The organism is Dietzia sp. NPDC055340, assembly GCF_053645335.1.
The window spans coordinates 104,760-119,880 of the sequence record NZ_JBSHML010000005.1; the positions used below are offsets into that span (position 1 = coordinate 104,760).

The window sequence follows — 15,121 nt, forward strand, 5'->3', positions numbered from 1 at the left end:
TGGGACGCCGGACGATGCTGCAGGTTCCGTCACGGGTTCGCAGCCTACTCGGCCGGGTGGCGCCTGTCTGCCCGGCCGAGCGGGCGGCGGTCCGATCAGGGCTTGAGGACGTACTTCAGGGTTTCCACCACCTGGTCGGTGGTCGTGCACCACGCCTGGGCTTCGGCGTCGACCTCCTTGAGTGGATGCACGATATCCGCGTCGTGGAGGGTCACGTAGGGCTTACCGAGGGCCGCACAGTAGCCGGCGTCGAATGCCGCATTCCACTGCTTGTACTTGTCGCCGAACCGCACCACGACCAGATCGCTCTGCTCGATCAACGTACGGGTACGGATGGCGTTGACCTTGGCGGACTGGTGGTCACGCCAGAACTGGCTACCGGTCTCGCCCAGGTGATCTCCGGCGGCGTCGCTGGCCGGGTGGTCGGTGACCGGGGCGGTGAACACGACGTCCAGCCCGGCGGCCTCTGCGCCGCGTCGGATCTCGTCACGCCACTCGGTGTGGATCTCGCCGGAGAGGTAGACGGAAAAACTCATATACTCAGACTCCTATATGGGAGTGACGTCGGTTCTGGCCACTGCCTCTGAACGTCACTTGTACTGGACGCTAGCCGCTGACCTGCGCTCGATCGAATCGAGGCCCGTCAGCCGATCGTGTAGGTGAATCCCCGCTGGAATGTGCGGTTGCCACGGTCGGTCTCCGGTATAAGTGTCCGCTTGGCCGGCAGCGGTCCGGGCGACGGTAGGCGTGATCGAACTTCGACTGCCACCTGCGACCGGCGGGAACCTCGAGAACCTCGGGACAATAGAACTATGGACGATCTGCTCATCCCTCTCGGCCCGGGTGCGCCTCATGGCCTCCGAGTGCCAGCAAATGAACTCGTCGAGCTGTTCTCCCGTTCCTCCGGCCCCGGCGGGCAGGGCGTCAACACCACCGATTCACGGGTCCAGCTCAGCCTCGATCTGGCCACCACCTCCGCCCTCGACGACGCGCAGCGATCGCGGGCGCTGCGCAATCTGGACGCCCGGCTTGACGGCACCGTGCTGACCGTCGCCGCCTCCGAGGAACGCTCCCAGAGGCGCAACCGAGCGGCGGCCCGTTCCCGCCTCTCCGAACTGCTGCGCGACGCCGTCGCCCCGGCCGTCCCGCGGCGCCCGACCCGCCCGACCAGGGGGTCACGGCGTCGCCGCCTGGAGGCGAAGACCCGACGCGGCGCGATCAAGGCGAACCGGCGCCGCCCCGATTCGGAGTAAGACCGCCGACGCCGCCAGTCACCTGCACACCGTTGGTTCATACGACGACGAGGTGATCACCACCGTCGGAACTGCGGCGTTCACCGCGAGTCGATCAGCTCGATTCCGTATGCCGCGACGACAGCCCGCACCTCGGCGAGGTAGCGCTGCGCCTGCCCGGTGAGCGGGATCCCGGAATGGCTGATCCAGCCGATCTCGATGCTCTCGTCCACCTCGAGCGGGATGGCGACGATCTCCGGGTCGAGGTCGTCACTGATGATGCCGGTCGAGATCGTGTAGCCGTCGAGTCCGATCATGAGGTTGAAGATGGTCGCGCGGTCGGAGACCCGGATCTCCCGCTTGCTCGACAGGGTGGAGAGGATCTCCTCGGCGAAGTAGAACGAGTTGTTCGCGCCCTGATCGAAAGTGAGCCGCGGCAGGTCAGCCAGATCGTCGAGTGTGACGCGATCCCGGGAGGCCAGCGGGTTCTGCCGGGAGATGAAGATGTGCGGTACCGCCGCGAAGAGCGGGTGAAAGACCAGCCCGGAATCCCGAAGGAGTTTGTCGATGACCTTGCGGTTGAAGTCGTTCCGGTAGAGAACGCCCACCTCGCTGCGGAGTGTGCGGACATCCTCGATGATGTCCCAGGTCCGGGTTTCGCGAAGCGAGAACTCGTACTGTTGAGCGTCGCCGGACCGCACCATCCGGATGAACGCCTCCACCACGAACGAGTAATGCTGCGCCGACACCCCGAGCAGCCGGCGGGACGGTGGCTGACCGAGGTATCGCTGCTCCAGGAGCGACATCTGTTCGACGACCTGCCGGGCGTAGCCGAGGAACTCCGCACCCTCGTCGGTCAGCGTCACCCCCCGGGCAGAACGAACGAGGAGGGTGCGCCCCACTCGGGATTCAAGGTCCTTCATCGCGGCAGACATGGTCGGCTGGGCGACGTAGAGCAACTCCGCAGCGCCGGTGATCGAGCCCTCCGCGGCGACCTCGATGAAGTAGTGCAGCTGCTGGAGTGTGATACCTCTGGATTCTCGATGCATAGCTACAGGCTATAGCGATCCATAGTAAACGCTAGTTACCCGATATCTGAACTGGGACTGCAGGATGGGGATACAGAATTTCCGTAGCGCCGAGCCCGGCCGACCAAGCCCTGAATTGGACGTACATGTCGAACGAACTCACGTTCAGCATCACCACCACCCGCTTCGACGAGAACTACTCGCCGTCGGAGAGCTCTCGGGCCACCACGAACTTCGCCAACCTGGCCCGGGGCGAGCACCGGCAGCAGAATCTCCGCCGAACCCTGTCGATGATCAACCACCGATTCAACGACCTCGCACGCCGGGATAATCCGACCGGGGACCGCTATTCGGTCGACCTCGAGATCGTTTCAGCGGACCTACAGTTCCATACGGCCGATGCCAATCACCGGTTCCCGCTGATCGAGGTGCTGGATATCCAGATCGTCGACCACCGGACCGGGCACCGCCTGCCGGGGATCGTGGGCAACAATTTCTCGTCCTACGTCCGCGACTACGACTTCAGCGTCCGGCTGCCGGCGGTCAACGAGGGAAGCTCCGAGTTCACCGTGCCCGGCGACTTCGGTGTCCTGCACGGCAAGCTGTTTCAGCATTTTCTCGACTCCGCGGCGTTCGGGGAACGATTCGAGGTGGATCCCGTGATCTGCATCAGCGTGTCGACGAGCAGGACCTATCGCCGGACCGGGAGCCACCACCCGACTCTCGGCGTGGAGTACCAGCAGGACGACTACTCGTTGACCGACGAGTACTTCCACAAGATGGGTCTCCAGGTCAGGTATTTCATGCCGCCCGGCGGGGTCGCCCCGCTCGCGTTCTATTTCCGCGGCGATCTGCTCAACGACTACTCGGACCTGCAGCTCATCGGCACGATCAGCGTCATGGAGACGTTCCAGAAGATCTATCGGCCAGAGATCTACAACGCGCACTCGGCCGCAACTGACGTTTACCGGCCGTCCTTGGATCAACAGGACTACTCGCGTACCCCCATTGTCTACGACCGCGACGAGCGCAGTCAGCTCGCGAAAAAACAGGGTGCGTACACGGAAGAACACTTCATCAAGCCGCACCGAGAACTCCTCGAGCAGTGGGCCTCCCGCAACCCCGTTCTCATCGGATGACCACCGGAGGAAAGTCGACCATGAACCGAACCCTGCCCACGTCCACCGTCGGCAGCCTGCCCAAGCCCTCGTGGCTAGCCCAGCCTGAAGTCCTCTGGTCGCCCTGGCGGTTGCAGGGCGACGAGTTGATCGAGGGCAAACAGGATGCACTTCGCATCGCGGCCCACGAACAGAGCAACCGCGGCATCGACATCGTCAGCGACGGCGAGCAGACCCGTCAGCACTTCGTGACGACCTTCATCGAGCATCTCGACGGCGTCGACTTCGAGCAGCGCGAGACCGTCCGGATCCGCAACCGCTACGACGCGAGCGTGCCCACAGTGATCGGCGACGTGAGCCGCTCAAAGCCCGTGTTCGTCGACGACGCGAGGTTCCTCCGGCAGCAGACGGATAAGCCGATCAAGTGGGCGCTCCCCGGCCCCATGACGATGATCGACACGCTCTACGACGGCCACTACAAGAGCCGAGAGAAGTTGGCGTGGGAGTTCGCGACGATCCTCAACCAGGAGGCCCGCGATCTCGAGGCCGCGGGGGTCGACATCATCCAGTTCGACGAGCCCGCGTTCAACGTCTACTTCGACGAGATGAAGGACTGGGGCGTGGCGGCACTGGAACGAGCAGCCGAGGGACTACGCGCGGAGACCGCGGTACACATCTGCTACGGCTACGGGATCAAGGCCAACACCGACTGGAAGGCCTCCCTCGGGTCGGAATGGCGACAGTATGAGGAGTCGTTTCCCCTCCTGCAGCAATCCAGCATCGACATCATCTCGCTGGAGTGCCACAACTCTCGTGTCCCGATTGACCTCGTCGAGCTCGTCCGGGGCAAGAAGGTCATGCTCGGGGCGATCGACGTGGCAGACGAGCGGGTCGAGACCCCGCAGGAAGTCGCCGCCACTCTCCGGCGGGCACTCGAGTTCGTCGACGCGGACAAACTCCTGCCGAGCACGAACTGCGGGATGGCGCCCTTCCCCCGGGACATCGCGCTCGCGAAGTTGAGCGCGCTCAGCGCGGGAGCACACATCGTTCGCGAGGAGATTTCTGCCGCGTCCCTGACCGAGGCAGTGAGGTAGCTAGGGTTCAGTCATCCGGATCCCGGGCGACCCCGTGGCACAGCTCGCGCGTTCATCACGTCAGCTGGGCTCGACCGCGCGCGTTTTCAAGGGCTTGTCAGTGGCCCCTGGACGTCGTACCGGACCACCACGAAGTCACGGTTCCGCTCGCACCCCTTGAGTTCGAGATCGAAGGCACCGCCGAACAGCGGCTTTCCCGAACCGAGGGTCACGGGCGCGATCGAGACCACCACCTCGTCGAGCATCCCGGCCCCGGCGAATTCGGCCGCGATGCCACCACCCCCCATCACCCACACATCGCGGCCGCCGGCCGCGGATTCAAGAGCCCCGCGATGATCCGCAGGGTCCCCGGCGACGAAGGAAACATGCTCGTTCACCGCCTCCAGACTGCGGTGGGTGAACACGAAGGTGGGGATCTCCGGCAGCCACTCACGGTCGTGCTGAAGCACCCACATATACGTGGACGAGCCCATGACCTGGGCCCCCACATCGACGAGGAACGCCGCGATGCTGTCCGGCCCGTTCTCGTCGATATCGTGTTTGAACAGCCAGTCCAGGGAGTGCTCATCGTCGGCCAGAAACCCATCGAGGGTCGAGGCTGTGAAGTAGCGGTAGCGGGTCATGGAAGCCCTCCTGAGGCGCGGCGGTTCCGCGTGATCGGATCCGGATCGAGGTGCGCGATGTCCCGGTTACTGCATGGTAAACCGGCATCCCACCGAGCCCCGGCACACACCATTCTCTTGTGCGGCGAATCGCAGGGGGCGACGGTGCTGTCATGAGCATCGAACGAATCGTTCCCGATCTGACGGTCACAGACCTCGGACGGGCGGTCAATGAACACGTCACGGTACTAGGGCTCGAAGTCGTCATGGACCACGGGTGGATCGTCACGCTGGCTGACTCTGCAGGCCATCAGCTGAGCCTGATCACCGCCGATGACACAGCTCCCGAGAACCCCGACGTCTCCGTCTTCGTGGATGACGTCCAGACCGCGTACGACCGCACCGTGGCGGCAGGTCTCGAGATCGTGCACCCTCTCACGACAGAAGAATGGGGCGTCGCCCGGTTCTTCTACCGCGACGCGTCAGGCAATGTGATCAACGTCGGCACGCATGCTCGGTGACCGCCCGACTCACACGTTGAACCGGAACTCCACCACGTCTCCGTCGACCATCACGTAGTCCTTGCCCTCCATACGGACCTTGCCGGCGGCCTTCGCAGCAGCCATGGAACCGTGCTCGTCGAGGTCGGAAAACGACACGATCTCGGCCTTGATGAAGCCCTTCTCGAAGTCGGTGTGGATCACGCCGGCCGCCTTGGGCGCGGTGTCGCCCTTGCGGATGGTCCAGGCGCGCGACTCCTTGGGGCCGGCGGTGAGGTAGGTCTGCAACCCGAGGGTGTGGAACCCGGCGCGGGCGAGTGCCGCGAGGCCGGGCTCGGTCTGGCCGATCGACTCGAGGAGCTCCATGGCGTCGTCCTCGTCGAGCTCGAGCAGCTCGGCCTCGACCTTGGCGTCGAGGAACACGGCGTCGGCCGGCGCCACGGCGGCGGTCAGCTCGGCCTTGCGCTCGTCGCTGGTCAGCACCGCCTCGTCGGCGTTGAACACATACAGGAACGGCTTCGCCGTCATGAGGTGCAGGTCGCGCAGCAGTCCGCGGTCGATCTCGTCCTGCGCCTTGAACAGGGTCCGGCCTTCCCCTAGCACGGCCTGAGCTTTGCGGACCTCGTCCAGGACCGGCGCGAGTGACTTGTCCTTGCGGGAGTCCTTCTCCAGGCGCGGGATGGCCTTCTCGACCGTCTCGAGGTCCGCGAGGATCAGCTCGGTGGCGATCACCTCGATGTCGGACATCGGGTCGACCTTGCCGTCGACGTGGATGACGTCCGGGTCGTCGAACACCCGCACCACCTGGCAGATGGCGTCGGCCTCGCGAATGTTCGCGAGGAACTTGTTGCCCATTCCCTCACCGGTGCTCGCGCCCTTGACGATGCCGGCGATGTCCACGAAGGACACCACGGCCGGCAGGATCCGCTCCGAGCCGAAGATCTCGGCCAGGCGGTTCAGCCGCGGATCGGGCAGGTCCACGACGCCGACGTTGGGTTCGATCGTGGCGAACGGATAGTTCGCCGCGAGTACGTCGTTGTTCGTCAGGGCATTGAACAGGGTCGACTTCCCGACGTTGGGCAGTCCGACGATTCCGAGGGTGAGGCTCACGGGACCCGAGTCTACGTCCCACTCCCCTGCCGGCCCGCCTCGCCACCCACGCCGGTGTCCGGCAGCACACCGCCGCTCCCTCTGACATCATGAACCCCATGAGTGACGAGCCGGTACGTCCGCCCACGCAGGACTCCGACGACCAGCATGTCGACCGTTCAGTACTACTCGGGATCGGGGGCCGCTGGCTCACGGACTGGGCACTGCGCCTGGCCATCGTCCTGGTGGCCGGTTGGCTGCTGTCCCGGGTCGGCGGCGCCCTGTGGGTCGGCATTCTGCCGATCCTGCTGGCGCTCATCGTCGCCACCGTGCTGTGGCCGCCGACGGGCTGGATGACGAGACACCACGTCCCCAAGTCCCTCGCCGCGCTCATCTCGATCCTCGGATCGCTGGGCGTCGTCGCCGGAGTGATCGCCCTCATCGCGCCGTCGATCGTCGAGCAGAGCGTCCAGCTGGCCGACCAGACGTCGGAGGCGATCGGCACGGTGCAGGACTGGCTGCGCGGGCCCCCGCTCAACATCCGGGACGAGCAGCTCGACGGGGTTCTCAACCAGCTCAGCACCACCCTTCAGGACCGCGGTGACCAGATCGCCAACGGCGTGTTCACCGGTGTGAGCGCCGTCGGCTCGCTCGTCGTCACCGTCGTCATGGTCCTGGTCCTCACGTTCTTCTTCATCAAGGATGGGCCGCGGTTCCTGCCGATGGTGCGCCGGGTCGCGGGCCGCAACGCGGGCCGTCACCTCACCGAGGTGCTCACCCGCAGCTGGAACACCCTGGGCGGGTACATCCGTACCCAGGCGATCGTCTCGTTCGTCGACGCGGCGCTCATCGGACTCGCGCTGGTGATCCTCGGCGTGCCGCTGGCGTGGGCGCTGGCGGTCATCACGTTCATCGCCGGCTTCATCCCCATCGTGGGTGCGTTCACGGCCGGCGCGCTCGCGGTGCTCATCGCGCTGGTGGCCAACGGTTTGACCACGGCGATCATCGTGCTCGTCGTGATCATCGCGGTGCAGCAGCTGGAGGGCAACGTGCTCCAGCCGATCCTGCAGTCCCGCGCCATGAACCTGCACCCGGTCGTGGTCCTGCTGGGCGTCGCGGCGGGTGGCACCCTGTTCGGCATCATCGGCGCGTTCCTCGCCGTGCCCGTGCTGGCGGTGGTCGCGGTGATCCTGAGGTACCTCGGCGAGCAGATCGACCTGCGCACGGGCGACGTCACGGCATCGGATCTGGCCTCCGCGACGGATGAGGGCCGACTCACGGCGTGGCTCGGCGAGATGTCCAGCTCGCGGTTCGCTCCGCTGCGCAAGAGCAGCAGCGCGATCATGGCCGGGATGATCGACGAGAAGCCCCACATCGCCGCGACGGGAACCGCGGGCGGGCGCGTCGCCACGGGCACCGGCGAGAGTGTCGGGGACGACGACGACAACGCCGCCACCGCTCCCGGCGGCGACGATCTGGTGCCGACACAGGGTGAGCTTCCCGAGCCCGGCCCGGTCGATCCGGACGCCGTGACCGGTAACCGCCCGTCGCCCGCGGAGCAGAAGCCGAACCCGCTGCGCCGCTTCGGTCGATTCCTCGCTCGCAGGCTCGAGGGTTAGAGTCTTGTCCCGTGAGTAGACGCAGGAGTGGACGGGTGCCGGCGGACGAGAGGTCCGTCGTGTCCTCGATGCGTGGACTGCCCGCATGGACTGCGGTCCTGCTGACGGTGGCCATCTCGCTGACCGGGGTGGCGATCGATTCGCTCTCCGGTGAGCTCGGTGCGGCGTTCACCGTCTTGTTCTTCGTCGGCTGCGTCCTCGCGGTGTTGATGGTCTCGCGCCGTTCGCTGTTCGTCGCCGGCGTGCAGCCGCCGATCGTGATGGCGATCCTGGTGCCGCTCGTCTACGTGATCGCCGGCGTGGGCGGGGGCTCGGGGCTGTTCTCCCGCACCCAGATCATCTCGATCGGTCTGCCCCTGGCCACCCGGTTTCCCCTGATGATCACCACCACCGTCGTGGTGATCGCGCTCGCGCTGATCCGCGCCTACGTCCTGGAGCCACGGAACTCGCGGCCCGTCGCGCGTCCCCAGCGGAGCGCCCCGGCACACGCCCGCCGCTGAGGCCGGGCGCGCCCGGGGCGCGTCGTGTCGGAGAGGCCGATCAACTCCCGCGGGAAAAATCCGATCAGGCCTTGTTCTTCTCGGTGATCCGGAGCTCGCGCGGCAGCGCGAACGTGATCGTCTCCTGCGCGGTACGTACGGTGTCGACGTCGTTGTAGCCGTGCTCGGCGAGCAGGTCCACCACACCGCGCACGAGGATCTCGGGCACCGAGGCGCCTGAGGTGACACCCACGGTGGTCACTCCCTCGAGCCACGACAGGTCGATCTCCTTGGCGTAGTCCACCAGGTGTGCGTCGCGCGCGCCGGCCTGGAGGGCCACCTCGACGAGGCGCACCGAGTTGGAGGAGTTGGTCGACCCCACCACGATCACCAGGTCACAGTCGGGGGCCATCGCCTTGACCGCGCTCTGCCGGTTCTGCGTGGCATAACAGATGTCGTCCGAGGGTGGATCGATGAGCGTGGGGTACTTCGCCTTGAGGCGACGCACCGTCTCCATGGTCTCGTCCACGCTCAGCGTGGTCTGGGAGAGCCAGATGAGCTTCTCCGTGTCGACCGGCACGTCCAGGGCGTCCACGGAATCGGGTCCGTCGACCAGGGTCACCACGTCGGGTGCCTCACCCGCGGTGCCCTCGACCTCCTCGTGCCCCTCGTGGCCCACGAGGAGGATCTGGTAGCCCTCGCGGGCGAAGCGCTTGACCTCGGTGTGCACCTTGGTCACCAGCGGGCAGGTCGCATCGAATGTGCGGAGCTCGAGACTCTTGGCACTATCGCGGACGGCGGGGGAAACGCCGTGTGCGGAGAACACGAGGTTGGCTCCGCGGGGGACCTCATCGGTCTCGTCGACGAAGATCACGCCACGGTCGGTGAACTGCTCCACCACGTACTTGTTGTGGACGATCTCCTTGCGCATGTACAGCGGGGCACCGTGCTTCTCCAGTGCCTTCTCCACGGTCTCGACGGCCCGGTCGACACCGGCACAGTAGCCACGCGGTTCCGCGAGAAGCACTCGCTTGGTTGCCGGTTCGGCGATCATGTCGGTCTGCTCGGTCATGACCCCAGGGTACGGTTCATACTGGATTTCGACCATTACGTCTCCGGGCCTCCCCCGGCAGGAAGGTTCGCATGCTCCGCCCCCTGTTCCTCACCCGTGCCACGATCGGCCTCGCCGCCACCGCGGTGGAGGGTGTCGTGGCGCTGCCAGGTCGTGCGGCGGACGCGGTGTCCACGATTCCCGGCGTCCCGGTCAAGCTCGCCGGCTCCCTCGTCCAGTCGTACCTCCACGCAGGTCAGCGGCTCACCGATCTCGCGGTCAAGGGTGACCGGGTGATCGCGGCAGTGTTTCCCGCGCGCACCGACCAGCCCGAGTGGGCGACGTTCGACGAGGACCTCGTGACCGACGATCCGATGACCGGCGAGGCGGATGCGGGTGGCGCCGACGTCCCGTCCGGCCGCGTCTCCCCCCGGCACCCGTGAGCGGCTCGGCACCCGGGGCCAAGAGCAGCCCGGAACAGCCGTGGCCGGTGCGGGTCGTCTCCGACCAGATCGCCGCGTGGATCCACCGGCTGGGCGCGGTCTGGGTCGAGGGCCAGATCACCCAGTTGAGTCTGCGCCCGGGCACACGCACCGCGTTCCTGACGCTCCGGGACCCGTCGGTCGACAACTCGTTGACCCTCACCTGCCCGCCTCGCCTCATCTCCGAGGCGCCGGTGCCGGTCACCGAGGGCAGCCGGGTCGTGATCCGCGGCACCCCGCGCTTCTACACTGGTCGCGGCTCATTCTCGTTGCAGGTCTCGGAGATCCGTCCGGTCGGCGTGGGCGAGCTGCTCGCCCGGATCGAGCGGCTCAAGCAGGCCCTGTCCGCCGAGGGGCTGTTCGATCCGCGTCTGAAGCGCCCGCTGCCGTTCCTGCCCGCCTGCGTGGGTCTGATCACCGGACGCGCGAGTGCCGCCGAGCGCGATGTCGTGGAGGTGGCCCGGGGTCGCTGGCCCGACGTCCGGTTCGCGGTCCGCAACACCGCCGTCCAGGGCGTCTCGGCGGTGCCCCAGATCCTCGATGCGCTGGCGGAGCTCGATGCCGACCCCGTCGTCGACGTCATCATCCTCGCGCGCGGCGGCGGCTCCGTCGAGGACCTCCTGCCGTTCTCCGACGAGGCGCTGATCCGTGCCATCTCCACGTGCCGCACGCCGGTGGTCAGCGCGATCGGCCACGAGCCGGACTCCCCCCTGTCCGATCTGGTGGCCGACCTGCGCGCCGCCACGCCCACCGACGCGGCCAAGCGGGTCGTTCCCGACGTGGTCGAGGAGCGGCGCCGCATCGCCGAGGCGCGCGCCCGTACCGCGCGGGCCCTGCGCGCCTGGGTGGACCGCGAGCAGCACCAGCTCACCGCGGTGCGTTCCCGCCCCTGCATGGCCAACCCGCACGGACTCGTGGACTCGCGAGCCGAGATCGTGGCCGAGGCACTACGCGCCGCCCGCCGCGACATCACCCGCATCATCGACTCGGAGTCCACGTCGCTGGGCCACCTGTCAGCGCGACTGACCACCCTGGGCCCGGCGGCCACGCTCGCCCGGGGCTACGCGGTAGTGCAGTCCGTGGCGGGCCCGAACGACGGCCGAGTGGTCTCGTCCATCGCCGACGCCCCGCCCGGCTCGCAGCTGCGCATCCGGGTCTCCGACGGCGCACTCTCCGCCGCGGTGCTCGGCGCCACCCCGGCCGCCGGCCGTCCCACCCGGGCACCGGATCCCGACCCCACCTCGCCCACCTCCCCCACCTCCGAGGAGCAGTCCTGATGTCCGACGAACAGATCCCCGTCTCCGAACTCGGATACGAGAAGGCCCGCGACGAACTGATCGAGGTGGTGCGGATCCTCGAGGCCGGCGGACAGGACCTCGACTCGTCGCTGGCGCTGTGGGAGCGGGGCGAGGAGCTCGCCGCGCGGTGCACCGAGCACCTGGACGGCGCGCGCAAGCGCATCGACGCGGTTCTGGGCGAGGACGACGGAGCCGACGCCGACCGCGGCTGAAGCTGGCGGCCCCGACCGGGTGCCGCTAGCCGGTAGGCAGCGGCTCGGAGTCCTGCACCGCGGTGGCCATGGTCTCGAAATCGGAGTTCGGCGCGGAGCCGGTCACGGCGACCCGCGTGTCTCCGGTGTCGAGCACCCAGACAGGACGCACGTCGTCCCCGTTGTAGACGGACCACTCGCGGCCCGAGATCGGCACCATGGTGCGGCTCGGACGCGGCTCGCCGTCGACCATCCGGACCACGTCCTCCGGCGCGTCGGTCTGGACGAGCTCGATGTAGCTGCGCTCCCCCGTCACCCAGCCGACGTGGCTGGAGGTGAATCCGCCCAGCGACTGGACGCGACCGGAGTTCGACGTCCATCCCTCGGGGACCTCGGGCGAACGGATCGGGAAGTCGAGGGTGCGGGCGTCCTCGGCGAGCGACGCCGCGGCGTCGAACTCGCGGATCGGGCCCTGCTCCGGCCCGGACGGCGAGAAGGCGCATTGTCCGGCGACGCCGGCGAAGACGCCGACGATCACCATGAGCACCACCACCGACCAGAACATGTCGCGGTTGCCCTGCAGGATTCTCGGTTTCGCCTCGGCCACGACCGCCAGTATCCCACCTCGCCGCCGCGCGACCGACGGTCGGTCTACGGCACTGCCCCCGACGTGGAACAATGAGTGTCGACCACCACAGCCGAGCCGCGCCCGTCATCGCCCGCGCGCGGAGCCAATCCGAGGAGCCCGACGATACATGTCTGACGCCAAGCGCCCTGATCGAAATCTCGCCATGGAGTTGGTCCGCGTGACCGAGGCCGCCGCGCTGGCGGCCGGCCGCTGGGTCGGGCGGGGTGACAAGAACGGTGGCGACGGCGCCGCGGTCGACGCGATGCGCGAGCTCATCTCGACGGTCGAGATGGACGGCGTCGTGGTGATCGGCGAGGGCGAGAAGGACGAGGCGCCCATGCTCTACAACGGCGAGCGGGTCGGCACCGGCTCCGGGCCCGCCGTCGACGTGGCCGTGGACCCGATCGACGGCACGCGCCTCATGGCCGAGGGGCGCCCCAACTCGATCGCCGTGATCGCGGTGGCCGAGCGCGGCGCGATGTTCGATCCGTCGGCGGTGTTCTACATGCGCAAGATCGCCGTGGGCCCCGAGGCCGTCGGCAAGATCGACCTGGCCGAGTCCACGGAGTGGAACATCCGCTCGGTCGCCGAGGCCAAGAACATCGATGTGGGCGACCTGACGGTCTGCGTCCTGGACCGCCCCCGCCACGCGGAGCTGATCGCCGAGATCCGCGCCGCCGGCGCCAAGGTCCGTCTGATCATGGATGGTGACGTCGCGGGTGCGGTCGCCACCGCCACCGACGGCAGCTCGGTCGACATGCTCATGGGCGTCGGCGGTACCCCGGAGGGCATCATCGTGGCCTGCGCCATGAAGTGCATGGGCGGCGAGATCCAGGGCCAGCTGTGGCCCCAGGACGACGCCGAGCGTCAGAAGGCCGTCGACGCCGGTCTGGATGTCGACGCCATCCTCACCACCGACGACCTGGTCAAGGGCGACAACTGCTTCTTCGCCGCCACCGGCATCACCAACGGCGACATGGTGCGCGGCGTCAGCTACCGCGCCAACGGCGCCATCACCCGCTCTCTCGTCATGCGCTCTAAGTCGGGCACGGTCCGCCACGTCGAGGGTCGCCACAAGATGGAGAAGCTTCGCGAGTTCTCGGCGGTCGACTACGGCCAGGACGCCTGACACCACCGGCTGACGGTTCCGTCCATAAGAGCGTTCCGCACACGTCGTCCAAGAAGGCGTGTGCGGAAAGCTCTTTTCGTGGCGGGCGCGCGCAAGAGCGCGCCGCTCCCCTGCGGAGAGCGCCGGGCGCGCCTACTCTGGCGAACATGGCCGATCAGAGTGGATTCCGAATCGAACACGACACGATGGGCGAGGTGCGGGTGCCCGTCGACGCCTTGTGGCGGGCGCAGACCCAGCGCGCCGTGGAGAACTTCCCCGTCTCGGGCCGGGGCCTGGAGCGCGCCCAGATCCGCGCGCTCGGTCTGCTCAAGTCCGCGTGCGCGGCCGTCAACGGCCAACTCGGTCTGCTCGACCGGGCAAAAGTCGATGCGATCGTGGCGGCCGCCGACCGGATCGCCGAGGGCGAGGTGGACGAGCACTTCCCGGTGGACGTGTTCCAGACCGGCTCGGGAACCAGTTCCAACATGAACACCAACGAGGTCATCGCCTCACTGTGCGCCGACGCGGGCGTGACGGTCCATCCGAACGACGACGTGAACATGTCGCAGTCGTCGAACGACACGTTCCCCACGGCAACCCATGTCGCGGCGACCGAGGTCGTGATCGGCGATCTCATCCCGGCGCTGACCGTGCTGGCCGAGTCCTTCGAGGCCAGGTCGGAGCAGTGGCGCGAGGTCGTCAAGGCCGGCCGCACCCATCTCATGGACGCGGTCCCGGTGACGCTGGGCCAGGAGTTCGGCGGGTACGCCCGTCAGATCCGGGCCGGGATCGAACGGGTCTGCGCGACACTGCCCCGCGTGGGCGAGTTACCGATCGGCGGCACCGCGGCCGGCACCGGACTCAACGCCCCTGACGGCTTCGGTTCGGCGGTCGTCGAGGAGCTGCGCTCCCTCACCGGGCTGGAGGAGCTGCGGTTGGCCGTGGACCCCTTCGAGGCGCAGTCCGCCCGCGACGGGCTGGTCGAGCTGTCGGGCGCACTCCGCACCGTCGCGGTGTCGCTGACCAAGATCGCGAACGACATCCGATGGATGGGCTCCGGCCCCATGACCGGCCTGTCCGAGGTGCATCTCCCCGACCTGCAGCCCGGATCCTCCATCATGCCAGGCAAGGTCAACCCTGTCCTGTGTGAGACGGTCGCGCAGGTCGCCGCACAGGTGGTGGGCAACGACGCCGCGGTCGCCTGGGCCGGTGCCAGCGGAGCGTTCGAGCTCAACACCGCCATCCCGCTGATGGCCCGCAATGTTCTCGAGTCGGTGCGGATCCTATCGACCTCGTCCGAGTTGTTCGCGCAGCGGTGCATCGACGGGATCGAGCCGGATGCCGACCGGATGCGCCGGCTGGCCGAATCCTCCCCGTCGATCGTCACCCCGCTCAACTCAGCGATCGGCTACGAGGAGGCCGCGCGTGTGGCCAAGCACGCCCTCGCCGAGGGGATGACGATCCGCGAGGCCGTCATCGCGCTCGGTTTCGTGCCGGATCCGTTGAGCGAGGAGGAGCTCGACCGTCGGCTCGACGTGCTGGGGATGACCGGGCTCGACCGCGAGCGCTGAGACGACGACCTCCGGGTGTCAGCCCCCTGCC

The 15,121-nt window shown here is 67.6% G+C and carries 17 protein-coding genes; 11 read left to right on the forward strand and 6 right to left on the reverse strand.

Annotated elements, in window-relative coordinates; translation table 11 throughout:
* Positions 1 to 95 precede the first annotated feature (95 nt).
* Positions 96 to 536: a YtoQ family protein gene (locus ACWIFB_RS04955; RefSeq protein WP_454057512.1), complete on the reverse strand. Its 441-nt coding sequence runs from the start codon at positions 534 to 536 to the stop codon at positions 96 to 98.
* A 276-nt stretch (positions 537 to 812) separates the two neighbouring features.
* On the opposite strand from ACWIFB_RS04955, the gene arfB reads away from it, so the two are divergent.
* A complete protein-coding gene (gene arfB / locus ACWIFB_RS04960) occupies positions 813 to 1,253 on the forward strand; it encodes an alternative ribosome rescue aminoacyl-tRNA hydrolase ArfB (protein ID WP_452100267.1) in 441 nt (146 codons plus the stop codon).
* Positions 1,254 to 1,333: 80 nt separating this feature from the next.
* Here the strand turns inward: arfB and ACWIFB_RS04965 are convergent, their stop codons facing one another.
* Entirely contained in the window at positions 1,334 to 2,281 is a 948-nt protein-coding gene (locus tag ACWIFB_RS04965) for a LysR family transcriptional regulator (RefSeq protein WP_452100268.1), read from the reverse strand.
* A 125-nt stretch (positions 2,282 to 2,406) separates the two neighbouring features.
* Here ACWIFB_RS04965 and ACWIFB_RS04970 point away from each other — a divergent pair, with 125 nt between their 5' ends.
* Both ACWIFB_RS04970 and ACWIFB_RS04975 read left to right on the forward strand, forming a co-directional pair.
* Positions 2,407 to 3,399 (forward strand): putative oxygenase MesX, encoded by a 993-nt coding sequence (locus ACWIFB_RS04970; protein ID WP_454057513.1) that lies wholly within the window; start codon positions 2,407 to 2,409, stop codon positions 3,397 to 3,399.
* Positions 3,400 to 3,419: 20 nt separating this feature from the next.
* The gene (locus ACWIFB_RS04975) at positions 3,420 to 4,472 is read left to right on the forward strand and encodes a methionine synthase (protein ID WP_454057514.1); all 1,053 of its coding nucleotides are present in this window, start codon (positions 3,420 to 3,422) and stop codon (positions 4,470 to 4,472) included.
* Between the two features lie 86 nt (positions 4,473 to 4,558).
* Here ACWIFB_RS04975 and ACWIFB_RS04980 read toward each other — a convergent pair whose 3' ends face one another.
* A complete protein-coding gene (locus tag ACWIFB_RS04980; RefSeq protein ID WP_454057515.1) occupies positions 4,559 to 5,095 on the reverse strand; it encodes a dihydrofolate reductase family protein in 537 nt (178 codons plus the stop codon).
* Between the two features lie 152 nt (positions 5,096 to 5,247).
* Here ACWIFB_RS04980 and ACWIFB_RS04985 point away from each other — a divergent pair, with 152 nt between their 5' ends.
* Positions 5,248 to 5,595 (forward strand): VOC family protein, encoded by a 348-nt coding sequence (locus ACWIFB_RS04985; protein WP_454057516.1) that lies wholly within the window; start codon positions 5,248 to 5,250, stop codon positions 5,593 to 5,595.
* A 9-nt stretch (positions 5,596 to 5,604) separates the two neighbouring features.
* Here the strand turns inward: ACWIFB_RS04985 and ychF are convergent, their stop codons facing one another.
* Positions 5,605 to 6,684, reverse strand: coding sequence for a redox-regulated ATPase YchF (gene ychF / locus ACWIFB_RS04990; protein WP_452100273.1), 1,080 nt, complete (start codon positions 6,682 to 6,684; stop codon positions 5,605 to 5,607).
* 98 nt (positions 6,685 to 6,782) lie between these two features.
* Between ychF and ACWIFB_RS04995 the strand changes: the two genes are divergently transcribed.
* On the forward strand, positions 6,783 to 8,282 hold the full coding sequence (locus ACWIFB_RS04995; RefSeq protein WP_454057517.1) for an AI-2E family transporter: 1,500 nt from the start codon (positions 6,783 to 6,785) through the stop codon (positions 8,280 to 8,282).
* 11 nt (positions 8,283 to 8,293) lie between these two features.
* Positions 8,294 to 8,782, forward strand: a complete 489-nt coding sequence (locus ACWIFB_RS05000; RefSeq protein WP_452100275.1) for a DUF6542 domain-containing protein — start codon at positions 8,294 to 8,296, stop codon at positions 8,780 to 8,782.
* A 64-nt stretch (positions 8,783 to 8,846) separates the two neighbouring features.
* On the opposite strand, the gene ACWIFB_RS05005 is transcribed toward ACWIFB_RS05000, so the two are convergent.
* Positions 8,847 to 9,833: a 4-hydroxy-3-methylbut-2-enyl diphosphate reductase gene (locus ACWIFB_RS05005; RefSeq protein ID WP_230930621.1), complete on the reverse strand. Its 987-nt coding sequence runs from the start codon at positions 9,831 to 9,833 to the stop codon at positions 8,847 to 8,849.
* Between the two features lie 71 nt (positions 9,834 to 9,904).
* Between ACWIFB_RS05005 and ACWIFB_RS05010 the strand changes: the two genes are divergently transcribed.
* From ACWIFB_RS05010 to ACWIFB_RS05020, 3 genes are read left to right on the forward strand one after another with little or no spacing between them, the layout of a single operon-like run.
* Positions 9,905 to 10,255 (forward strand): hypothetical protein, encoded by a 351-nt coding sequence (locus tag ACWIFB_RS05010; RefSeq protein WP_452100276.1) that lies wholly within the window; start codon positions 9,905 to 9,907, stop codon positions 10,253 to 10,255.
* Positions 10,252 to 11,571 carry an exodeoxyribonuclease VII large subunit gene (xseA, locus tag ACWIFB_RS05015; protein ID WP_454057518.1) on the forward strand — a complete coding sequence of 440 codons (1,320 nt, stop codon included), beginning with the start codon at positions 10,252 to 10,254 and terminating at the stop codon, positions 11,569 to 11,571. The genes ACWIFB_RS05010 and xseA overlap by 4 nt, the downstream gene beginning before the upstream one ends.
* The gene (locus tag ACWIFB_RS05020) at positions 11,571 to 11,804 is read left to right on the forward strand and encodes an exodeoxyribonuclease VII small subunit (RefSeq protein ID WP_452100278.1); all 234 of its coding nucleotides are present in this window, start codon (positions 11,571 to 11,573) and stop codon (positions 11,802 to 11,804) included. The genes xseA and ACWIFB_RS05020 overlap by 1 nt, the downstream gene beginning before the upstream one ends.
* Positions 11,805 to 11,829: 25 nt before the next feature.
* Here ACWIFB_RS05020 and ACWIFB_RS05025 read toward each other — a convergent pair whose 3' ends face one another.
* Positions 11,830 to 12,390, reverse strand: coding sequence for a DUF4245 domain-containing protein (locus ACWIFB_RS05025; RefSeq protein WP_230930625.1), 561 nt, complete (start codon positions 12,388 to 12,390; stop codon positions 11,830 to 11,832).
* Between the two features lie 148 nt (positions 12,391 to 12,538).
* Here ACWIFB_RS05025 and glpX point away from each other — a divergent pair, with 148 nt between their 5' ends.
* Both glpX and ACWIFB_RS05035 read left to right on the forward strand, forming a co-directional pair.
* Positions 12,539 to 13,540 carry a class II fructose-bisphosphatase gene (gene glpX / locus ACWIFB_RS05030; protein WP_452100279.1) on the forward strand — a complete coding sequence of 334 codons (1,002 nt, stop codon included), beginning with the start codon at positions 12,539 to 12,541 and terminating at the stop codon, positions 13,538 to 13,540.
* Between the two features lie 146 nt (positions 13,541 to 13,686).
* Positions 13,687 to 15,090 (forward strand): class II fumarate hydratase, encoded by a 1,404-nt coding sequence (locus ACWIFB_RS05035; protein ID WP_452100280.1) that lies wholly within the window; start codon positions 13,687 to 13,689, stop codon positions 15,088 to 15,090.
* Positions 15,091 to 15,121 lie beyond the last annotated feature (31 nt).

Coding starts and splice junctions, on each gene's coding strand:
- ACWIFB_RS05010 (WP_452100276.1), top strand. CDS start 9,905: ATGCTCCGCCCCCTGTTCCTCACCCGTGCCACGATCGGCCTCGCCGCC.
- ACWIFB_RS04975 (WP_454057514.1), top strand. CDS start 3,420: ATGAACCGAACCCTGCCCACGTCCACCGTCGGCAGCCTGCCCAAGCCC.
- ACWIFB_RS04985 (WP_454057516.1), top strand. CDS start 5,248: ATGAGCATCGAACGAATCGTTCCCGATCTGACGGTCACAGACCTCGGA.
- ACWIFB_RS04970 (WP_454057513.1), top strand. CDS start 2,407: ATGTCGAACGAACTCACGTTCAGCATCACCACCACCCGCTTCGACGAG.
- ACWIFB_RS04965 (WP_452100268.1), bottom strand. CDS start 2,281: ATGCATCGAGAATCCAGAGGTATCACACTCCAGCAGCTGCACTACTTC.
- ACWIFB_RS04995 (WP_454057517.1), top strand. CDS start 6,783: ATGAGTGACGAGCCGGTACGTCCGCCCACGCAGGACTCCGACGACCAG.
- ACWIFB_RS04955 (WP_454057512.1), bottom strand. CDS start 536: ATGAGTTTTTCCGTCTACCTCTCCGGCGAGATCCACACCGAGTGGCGT.
- arfB (WP_452100267.1), top strand. CDS start 813: ATGGACGATCTGCTCATCCCTCTCGGCCCGGGTGCGCCTCATGGCCTC.
- glpX (WP_452100279.1), top strand. CDS start 12,539: ATGTCTGACGCCAAGCGCCCTGATCGAAATCTCGCCATGGAGTTGGTC.
- ACWIFB_RS05020 (WP_452100278.1), top strand. CDS start 11,571: ATGTCCGACGAACAGATCCCCGTCTCCGAACTCGGATACGAGAAGGCC.
- ACWIFB_RS04980 (WP_454057515.1), bottom strand. CDS start 5,095: ATGACCCGCTACCGCTACTTCACAGCCTCGACCCTCGATGGGTTTCTG.
- ACWIFB_RS05035 (WP_452100280.1), top strand. CDS start 13,687: ATGGCCGATCAGAGTGGATTCCGAATCGAACACGACACGATGGGCGAG.
- ACWIFB_RS05005 (WP_230930621.1), bottom strand. CDS start 9,833: ATGACCGAGCAGACCGACATGATCGCCGAACCGGCAACCAAGCGAGTG.